8 protein-coding genes are annotated in these 8,004 nt (G+C 72.1%); 4 read left to right on the top strand and 4 right to left on the bottom strand.

What is annotated here, in order from left to right; all coding sequences use genetic code 11:
- The 3 genes from dcd to GTW43_RS12410 all read left to right on the top strand — a co-directional run.
- The coding region (gene dcd / locus GTW43_RS12420) for a dCTP deaminase (protein ID WP_161301712.1) at positions 1-522 on the top strand (522 nt) is incomplete at its 5' end.
- 11 nt (positions 523-533) lie between these two features.
- Entirely contained in the window at positions 534-1,043 is a 510-nt protein-coding gene (locus GTW43_RS12415) for a phosphoribosyltransferase (RefSeq protein WP_161301711.1), read from the top strand.
- A gap of 143 nt (positions 1,044-1,186) precedes the next feature.
- On the top strand, positions 1,187-1,426 hold the full coding sequence (locus tag GTW43_RS12410) for a hypothetical protein (protein ID WP_161301710.1): 240 nt from the start codon (positions 1,187-1,189) through the stop codon (positions 1,424-1,426).
- A 23-nt stretch (positions 1,427-1,449) separates the two neighbouring features.
- On the opposite strand, the gene GTW43_RS12405 is transcribed toward GTW43_RS12410, so the two are convergent.
- On the bottom strand, positions 1,450-2,505 hold the full coding sequence (locus GTW43_RS12405) for a medium chain dehydrogenase/reductase family protein (protein WP_161301709.1): 1,056 nt from the start codon (positions 2,503-2,505) through the stop codon (positions 1,450-1,452).
- A gap of 195 nt (positions 2,506-2,700) precedes the next feature.
- Here GTW43_RS12405 and GTW43_RS12400 point away from each other — a divergent pair, with 195 nt between their 5' ends.
- Complete coding sequence (locus GTW43_RS12400; RefSeq protein ID WP_343245984.1) at positions 2,701-3,411, top strand: TetR/AcrR family transcriptional regulator; 711 nt, start codon at positions 2,701-2,703, stop codon at positions 3,409-3,411.
- A gap of 105 nt (positions 3,412-3,516) precedes the next feature.
- On the opposite strand, the gene GTW43_RS38635 is transcribed toward GTW43_RS12400, so the two are convergent.
- The 3 genes from GTW43_RS38635 to GTW43_RS12385 all read right to left on the bottom strand — a co-directional run bounded on the left by GTW43_RS38635 (position 3,517) and on the right by GTW43_RS12385 (position 7,538).
- Positions 3,517-4,365 carry a Yip1 family protein gene (locus GTW43_RS38635; RefSeq protein WP_161301708.1) on the bottom strand — a complete coding sequence of 283 codons (849 nt, stop codon included), beginning with the start codon at positions 4,363-4,365 and terminating at the stop codon, positions 3,517-3,519.
- A gap of 167 nt (positions 4,366-4,532) precedes the next feature.
- Complete coding sequence (locus GTW43_RS12390) at positions 4,533-6,050, bottom strand: FG-GAP-like repeat-containing protein (RefSeq protein ID WP_161301707.1); 1,518 nt, start codon at positions 6,048-6,050, stop codon at positions 4,533-4,535.
- A 195-nt stretch (positions 6,051-6,245) separates the two neighbouring features.
- Positions 6,246-7,538: an FG-GAP and VCBS repeat-containing protein gene (locus GTW43_RS12385; protein WP_343245983.1), complete on the bottom strand. Its 1,293-nt coding sequence runs from the start codon at positions 7,536-7,538 to the stop codon at positions 6,246-6,248.
- Positions 7,539-8,004 lie beyond the last annotated feature (466 nt).

Genomic DNA, 8,004 nt, shown 5'->3' with positions numbered 1-8,004 from the left:
TTCGATCCGTATGACGAATCCATGGTGCAGCCGTCGAGCATCGACGTCCGTCTCGACCGCTACTTCCGGGTGTTCGAGAACCACAAGTACCCGCACATCGACCCGAGCGTGGAGCAGGCCGACCTGACCCGGCTGGTGGAGCCGGAGGGCGACGAGCCGTTCATCCTGCACCCGGGCGAGTTCGTGCTGGCGTCGACGTACGAGGTCATCTCGCTGCCCGACGATCTCGCCTCGCGGCTCGAGGGCAAGAGCTCGCTGGGGCGGCTGGGCCTGGTGACGCACTCCACGGCCGGGTTCATCGACCCCGGTTTCAGCGGGCACGTCACGCTCGAGCTGTCGAACCTGGCGACCCTGCCGATCAAGCTCTGGCCGGGGATGAAGATCGGCCAGCTGTGCATGTTCCGCCTGTCGTCGCCCGCCGAGTTCCCGTACGGCAGCGAGCGGTACGGTTCGCGTTACCAGGGGCAGCGTGGTCCGACGGCCTCCCGCTCCTTCCAGAATTTCCATCGGACCCAGGTGTGAGCGGCAGCAACATGAGTGACGTGCGCGAGAACCTTACGTACGAGAAGTTCGGGGTGGCGGTGCGCGAACTCGCACAGACCATCGCCGATGACGGCTACGAGCCCGACATCATCCTGAGCATCGCGCGCGGCGGCGTCTTCGTCGCGGGCGGTCTCGCGTACGCGCTGGACTGCAAGAACATCCACCTGGTCAACGTGGAGTTCTACACCGGCGTGGGCACCACCCTCGAGATGCCGGTCATGCTCGCGCCCGTGCCGAACGCCATCGACTTCAGCGACAAGAAGGTGCTGATCACCGATGACGTCGCCGACACCGGCAAGACGCTGAAGCTGGTCCACGACTTCTGCCTCGACCACGTCGCCGAGGTCCGCTCGGCCGTCGTCTATGAGAAGTCCCACTCGCTCGTGAAGTGCGAGTACGTGTGGAAGCGCACCGACGACTGGATCAACTTCCCGTGGAGCGTCCTGCCTCCCGTGCACAAGTCCGGCGAGGCTCCCAGGGAGAACAAGGAAGCCCTCTGAGCTGCGGACGGACGGACTGACGTCAGGACCCTCGGTGTGTACCGGGGGTCCTTTTGCGTGCCTCGGCGGGGGCACCCGCCCCGCCGCTCGGCGGCAGCGCGTCACGTTGCTCAGAAAATCGAACATGCGATCTAATTCGAGGTATGGACAGGCACCGTATCCCCGATGATCTTCTGGCCGCGCAGACGGCCTGGTACGTGACCTACGAGCAGCTCGTCTCGGCGCAGAACACGGGCACCGCCGGTCGGCGCCGGCATCTGCTGGCCTTGTCCCGGCGTATCGCGGCGCACCCGTTCTGGGACACGCCCGCGGGTACCCCGGCGGCCCGGGTGGAGCTGAAGGAGCTCGGCCGCCGGCTGGCCACGGACCGCGCCGGGTCCTGACGTCGTGGCCGGGCCGCCCGGGTTCAGGCGCCGGGCACGATGACGACCTTGCCCGCGACCGTGCCGGATTCGGCGAGCCGCAGGGCGGCGGCCGTGTCGGCCAGCGGGAAGGTCGCGGCGATCTGCGCCGTCAGCGTGCCGTCGGCGACGAGGCGCAGGACCTGGGTGAGGTCCTCGGCCAGACGGCGCTGCCAGGCGGCGCGACGCAGGCGCTTGCCCGCCCAGAAGTTGTAGAACCCGGCGCTCCTGCCGTTGGGCAGGGCGTTCCACGCGCCGAGCCGCGCGAACAGCTTGAGGATCGGCAGCTGCGAGCTGCCCTCCTCGTCCTTGCTGGCGGCGGTGCCGTACGAGACGAGCGTGCCGCCGCGCCGCACGAGCCGCCAGGAGTCCTCGATGCCGGGCCCGCCGACGTGGTCGAAGACGGCGTCCACGCCGTCGGGCGCCAGCTCGCGCAGGCGGGCGTACAGCTCGGGGTCGCGGTAGTCGACGGGGGTGACGCCGAGCTCGCGCAGGGCGGCGTGGTGGCGGGGGGACGCGGTGCCGATCACCGTGATGCCGGCGTGCCGGGCGAGCTGGGCGAGGGTGGAGCCGACGCCGCCGTTGGCCCCGAGGACCACGACGGTGCCGCCGCGGCGGACCTTCGCGGTGCGGTGCAGCATCTGCCAGGCCGTGATCCCGTTGACGATCACCGTCTCGGCGGCGGTCGCGGAGACCTCGTCGGGTACGGGCACGAGGTCGGCCGCGTCGACGAGCAGATGGCTGGCCCACGCGCCGGTCTTCGTCACGGCGGCGAACCGGCGCCCGGCGAGTCCGGGGTCGGTGCCCGGCCCGGTCGCGGTGACCGTGCCGACCAGGTCGTACCCCGGTACGAAGGGGAAGGGCGGCTGGTCGAAGTACTTGCCGCGGCGCATCTGCTGCTCGGCGAAGGAGACGCCGGTCGCGTCCATGCGCAGGACGACCTGGCCCGCGGCCGGGGCGGGCAGCTCGTGCGTGCGCACCTGGAGTCCCTCGGGCTCGACCTTGCCCGGCAGGAGGATCTCGGTCGCGGTGACGGTGGCGGCGGCGGTGGTGCTGCTCATGACGACCCCTGAGGTGCTCGACGACGACGGCGGCGTGGTGACGGCCTCGGCCTTGTGCTGACGCGCTTGTGTTTACGGCCTTGTGTTTACGGCCTTGTGTTTACGGCCTTGTGTTTACGCTCGTAAGGTTATGACTGTGAGGTCGGGGATGGCAAGGGGTTACGGCCATAAGCTTTCACGCGTAAGGTGACGAAGGTGAGTGAGATCGAGACCGAGACCGAGATCCGAGCCGCGGCCGACAGCGGGACGGACAGGACGGGCGAGGACGCCCCGAGACCGGCCGCCGCGCGGCGGCGCAACCGGCGCGGCGAGGGCGGCCGCCTGCGGGAGGACATCGTCGACGCCGCCGCCGCCCTGCTGGACGAGACGGGCGACGAGCGGGCGATCACCCTGCGCTCGGTGGCCCGCCGGGTCGGCATCGCGGCCCCGTCGATCTACCCGCACTTCCCCGACCAGCCGGCCATCATGCTGGCCGTCGTACGACGGGAGTTCGCCGCGCTCGAGACGCATCTGCGGGCGGCCGCGCAGCAGGCGGGCGACGACCCGCGGGCCCGGCTGTACGCGGTGGGCCGCGCCTATCTCGGGTACGCGCAGGAGTACCCGGGGCGGTACCGCACGATGTTCGGCGGGCTGTGGATGCCGACCCTGGGCGACAGCTCCCTGACGGAGCAGGAGCTCACCTCGCTCGGCGAGGGCGCGCTGAAGGTGCTCGCGGGGGCGCTCGCCGACTGTGCGGCGGCGGGGAGTTCGGCGATCACCGACCCGGAGCTGGACGCGGTGACGCTGTGGGTGTGTCTGCACGGCCTCGCGCACCAGTACGCGGCGACGCGCGTCTTCCCGTGGCCGGAGGCGGGGATCGCCGACGCCATCGTCGCCCGGGTGGCCCGCCTGACGGACACGGACTGACGGACCGGCCGCGCCCCCGTGGCGCGGGGCGGGTGTGCGGAACGGCGAAAGGCCCGGCCACTGCGTCATGGACGCCGGGGCCGGGCCTTCCGCGGAAGCTCGGGCCTAGAAGGTGCCGAGCTTGATGATCGACAGCAGGGCGATCAGCTGGATCGCCGACGCGGCCAGGGCCTTCGGCCACGGCAGGTCGTGGGAGCGGGAGACCATCGAGGTCAGCAGCGCGCCGGCGGCCAGCCAGGTGGCCCAGCCGAGGACCTGGACGAACATCTCGTCGCCGCCCAGGAACATGCCGACGACCAGACGCGGGGCGTCGGTCAGGCAGGCGATCAGCATGGACAGGCCGACCGTGGGCTGCCAGGCGCCGTCGCCGCCGAGCTGGCGGGCCAGCGTGTGGGTGACGACGCCGAGGATGAAGAAGCTGAGCGTGACGGCGACGGCGGTGCTCAGGACGTACGGGATCGCCGCCGACATCGTCGCGTTGATGACGTCCTCGCGGGCGCCGTCGAAGCCGAAGATCGCGATCAGGCCGTAGACGAACGTCACGATGAGGGCGGGGCCCCACATCGCGTAGTCGCGCATCTGGAGGTAGGTGCGGTTCGGCCGCAGGACGACTCCGGAGAGCAGTTCCTTCCAGTGCAGCCGGGGGCCGACGGGGCCCGCCGGGGCGGCGCCCGCCTGGTACGTCGCGCCCTGGCTGTACGGATCCTCGTGCACGGAGAACGCCTGGGTGTGGCCCGGGTTGTTCGCCGCGTACGGGTCGGGGCCGGCGCCGCCGCCGAAGTACTCCGGCTCGCCGTACCCCTGCCCGCCGCCGCTCGGGGGCCACTGCTGCTGCCGCTGGTGCTGCTGCTGTTGTCCGTACGGATACTGCTGCTGCGGTTGTCCGTACGGGGGGTGCCCCTGCGGCGGCGCTTCGCGGTTGTCCCGGCCGCGTCCGTTCCTGAATCCAGCCACGTAGTCGAACGTACCTGGTTTCCGCGGCCGGGAGCCGGGCCCGGGGAAATGGGCCCGGCATTGCGGCTGAGCTGTGACATCCCTTACGGGTGGCCCTGAGAGGCGCTCCGGGTCGCAGGTCCGGAACGCCCCTGGAGAGGTGCGCGGTGGTGCGGGCCGGGCACGGCCTAGTCGGCCGCGTTCGCGCCGAAGAGGGGGTGGCCGGCCGTGTCGACGCCGGCGGCCGTCGTCGAGATGGCGCGGGCGCCCGTCGTGGTGATCTTCGTGCCGTTGGACGGGAGGTAGGTCAGCGCGCCGTTGCCCTCGTTCTCGCCGGGGGCCGCGACCACGAGGTCGGAGGTGCCGTCGCCGTTGAGGTCGGTGAGCTTGACCTCGCCGCCGAAGCCGTCGTACGCCTCGTCAGCGCCGGGCACGCCCGGGGTGGACTGGGCGAAGAACTGGGCGCCGGACGCCGTGTCGATGCCGCTCGCCGAGCCGTACAGGACGGTGACGGCGCCGGTGTCGACGACCGAGGGGCTGCCCAGGTTCTCGCCGGAGGCGCCCGCGACCAGGTCCTGGTAGCCGTCGCCGTTGATGTCGCCGACGGAGACCTCGCCGCCGAACCAGTCGCCGCGCTCGGAACCGCCGGGCACGTTGCCGGAGTTCTGGGTGATGTTCGTGGTCGTCGTCGGGCCGCTCGCCGAGCCGTACGTGATGTGGACCTGGCCGCCGGTGACGGACTCCGGGACCGACGGGTAGTCGGAGCCCGGCTTCTCGGGGTCCCAGTCCTGGCCGGTGACGATGTCGGCGTAGCCGTCGCCGTTCACGTCGCCGATGCCCGTGATCACGCCGCGCTTGAGCTGCTTGGCGCCGGAGACGCTCAGGCCGGAGGCGGTGCCGGGCACGTAGTAGTTGGTGTTCCAGCCGTACTCGGTGCCGGTCTCGAAGCCGTTGACGACGAGGTCGGTGCGCTTGTCGCCGTTCACGTCGCCCGCGCTGAGGTTGAGCGGTCCGGTGTCGTCGCCGCTGACGATCTTCGGCTTGACCGTGTAACGGCCGCCCGCGGTACCGGACGTGGTGATGCCGCCCTTGTAGACGTAGATCGTGGCGCCGGACGCGCCGACCGCGAGGTCGTCCTTGCCGTCGCCGTCGAAGTCGCCCGCGGCGAGGGACTTGCCCCAGCGGTCGTGGCCGGACGGCGTCGGGTCCTCGATGACCGTGCCGCCGGTCAGGCCCTTGGCGGAGCCCCACAGGACGGTGACCAGTCCGGCGTCGGTGTCGGTGCCGAGCTTCTCGTACGAGGCGCCGACGGCGAGGTCGTCGTAGCCGTCGTGGTTGAAGTCGCCGTAGGCGCTCGTCCAGCCGAAGTGGTCGCCCTTCTCGGCGCCGCCGGGGACGCCCGGGCTGTTCTGCGTGATGGTGGTGCGCTTGCTGCCGCTGATGCCCGTGGACGAGCCGTACAGGGCGACGATCGAGCCCGCTTCCTTGTACCCGGCGACGGTGGCGTCGCCCGCGGCGAACGCGGTGTCGCCGTAGCCGTCGCCGTTGAAGTCGGCCTCGTGGTGGTGGACCGAGTCGCCGGCGACGGCGGGCGCCGCCGTCGCGACGACGAGGCCGCCGGTCAGGGCGGCGGCGACGGCGGTCGCCGTCATGAGGCGCGCCCGGACGGCGGACGACGTGGAGGAACGTCTGTGCTTGGTGGCCATGGATGGCTCCTGCTGCTGGGGATGTCTGGCGGACATCCGCGACGATGAGATGCCGGTCAGCCGTCGTTCACCCGGAGTTGTCCGGGGCATGATCGTCTGTTCGGCGAACAGGAGACTGCTTGCGGGGCCCGAGGGTTGTACGGGTTCTGTGAGAATCCCGGGGAACGGACGGCGGGAGCCGCCCGGTTGTGCGGGTCAGCCCGTGAACACCGTGCTGGAGAAGGACGTTGCGGGTGCGCCGGCGACGAGGGAGGCCGTGCGCGCTCCCGTCAGGACCGTGACCTTGTCGGTGTCGCCGTCCGCCGCGGCGCGCTGCACCACGAGGTCGTCGCGGCCGTCGCCGTCGAAGTCGGCCACCGCCACGACGCGTCCCGTGCCGGGCGAGCCGGACACGGCCGTGGCGCCGCCGCGCACCAGCCGGACCGGGTCGCCGTCGCCGCCCGAGACGACGAGGTCGTCGCGGCCGTCGCCGTCGAGGTCCGCCGCGTCCAGCGCGCTGCCCTTGGCCTTCACCGGGCCGCCCGTGGCGCCCTGCGCCGTGTACCGGGTGACGCCGGTCCCGGTGAGGACCGCGGCGCGGGCCCCGCCGGTGAAGCGGCCGAACGCGACGTCGAGGCCCGCCGGGTACGCGGCGCCGGGCCGTCCGGGGCCGTCCGGGCCGCCCCGGACCAGTGCGGAGCGGGCGCTGCCGGTGTGGGCGCGGACCAGCACCTCGTCGGCGCCGTCCCCGTCGAGGTCGGCGGCGGGGCCGGCCGGGACGTTCCCGTCGGCCTGCACGAGGCGGGCGGTGCCGCGGGGGGCTCCGGTGCGGGTGAACGGGCCGGGCAGGAAGGTCAGCCGGCCGCCGCTCGCATGCACGACGAGGTCGTTCCTCCCGTCGCCGTCGAAGTCGCCGCACACGGGCTGGTCGGCCCAGTCGTTGCCGAAACGGGCCTTCGCCGGGATGCGGAGCGTGACGCCCTTGCCGGAGATGCCGGTGGGGGAGCCGAAGAGGATCTGCACCGGGACGGGCGGGGTGCCCTGGCCGTCGTAGGGCGGGTCGGTGGAGACGACGAGGTCGGAGTAGCCGTCGCGGTCCAGGTCGCAGGCGGACTCGGAGCCGAACGTCGCCGGTATCTCGCCCTTGGTCGGGGCCGCGTACTTGGCGGGGGAGAGCAGCTGGCGGGTCGCGGGGTCGAGGCCGTGGCCCTTGCGGCCGTAGACGATGCCGATGCCCGGGTCGTCGCCGAGGCCGCGGTGGGCGAGGCTGTCGAGAACCAGGTCGGGGGCGCCGTCGCCGTTGAAGTCGGACGGCAGCTTGCTGCCCTTGCCCTCCGGGATCGGCCGGGACGCGGTGGCGCCCTTCTTCCCGGCGAGGGCGACGGTGCCGTGCTTCTTCGAGGCGGCGTCGTCGTGGCCGCCGCAGGCCGTCAGCGTGAGGGCGAGAGCGAGCGCTCCGCTGACGCCGAGTGTCCGGGTTCTCGCCGTTCTCGCCGTTCTCGCCTTCACCACTGTCCCCGCCCGTTTTCTTCGTGTGTTCGGTGCTCGGTGCTCGGTACTTCACGTGTCTGACCGGAACATGATGGCTTTCGGCGGGCGTGAGGTTAAGGGGTGGGGGGTGGCTTGTGCGTCACGTGAGGGTGCGGGGGTGAACGGTGGCCGCACTGGCGTGCCCCCTTGCTCCCACCGCCCCGCCCCCTTTCGGGGGCGTTCGACCCGGCGTCGGGGCTGCGACTGCGTCGCGGGGCGTGTGGTGGTGCCCCGTCAGGGGCGCGGGGAACTGCGCGATCAGCCACGATGGCGCGCTACTCGGCGATGGTGCTGAACCTCTACGGCGGTGAGCCGTGACCTGGGCCTGCCGAGGTGTGCCCCCACCGGTCTGACGCTGCGGCGCTGCTGTCCCGGCCCGAGTCCGAACGGTCCGCACTGGCGTGCCCCCTTGCTCCCACCACCCCGCCCCCTCCGGGGGCGTTCG

The sequence above is a fragment of the Streptomyces sp. SID5785 genome (assembly GCF_009870065.1).
Taxonomy (GTDB): Bacteria; Actinomycetota; Actinomycetes; order Streptomycetales; family Streptomycetaceae; genus Streptomyces.
Note: the sequence above shows the minus strand (reverse complement) of the source record. Positions and strands in the feature narration are given on the sequence as shown.

What these genes read in the sequence shown, in the direction of transcription:
- GTW43_RS12390 (WP_161301707.1), bottom strand. Translation starts at nt 6,050, where the DNA reads ATGGCCACCAAGCACAGACGTTCCTCCACGTCGTCCGCCGTCCGGGCG.
- GTW43_RS12415 (WP_161301711.1), top strand. Translation starts at nt 534, where the DNA reads ATGAGTGACGTGCGCGAGAACCTTACGTACGAGAAGTTCGGGGTGGCG.
- GTW43_RS12405 (WP_161301709.1), bottom strand. Translation starts at nt 2,505, where the DNA reads ATGAGCAGCACCACCGCCGCCGCCACCGTCACCGCGACCGAGATCCTC.
- GTW43_RS12410 (WP_161301710.1), top strand. Translation starts at nt 1,187, where the DNA reads ATGGACAGGCACCGTATCCCCGATGATCTTCTGGCCGCGCAGACGGCC.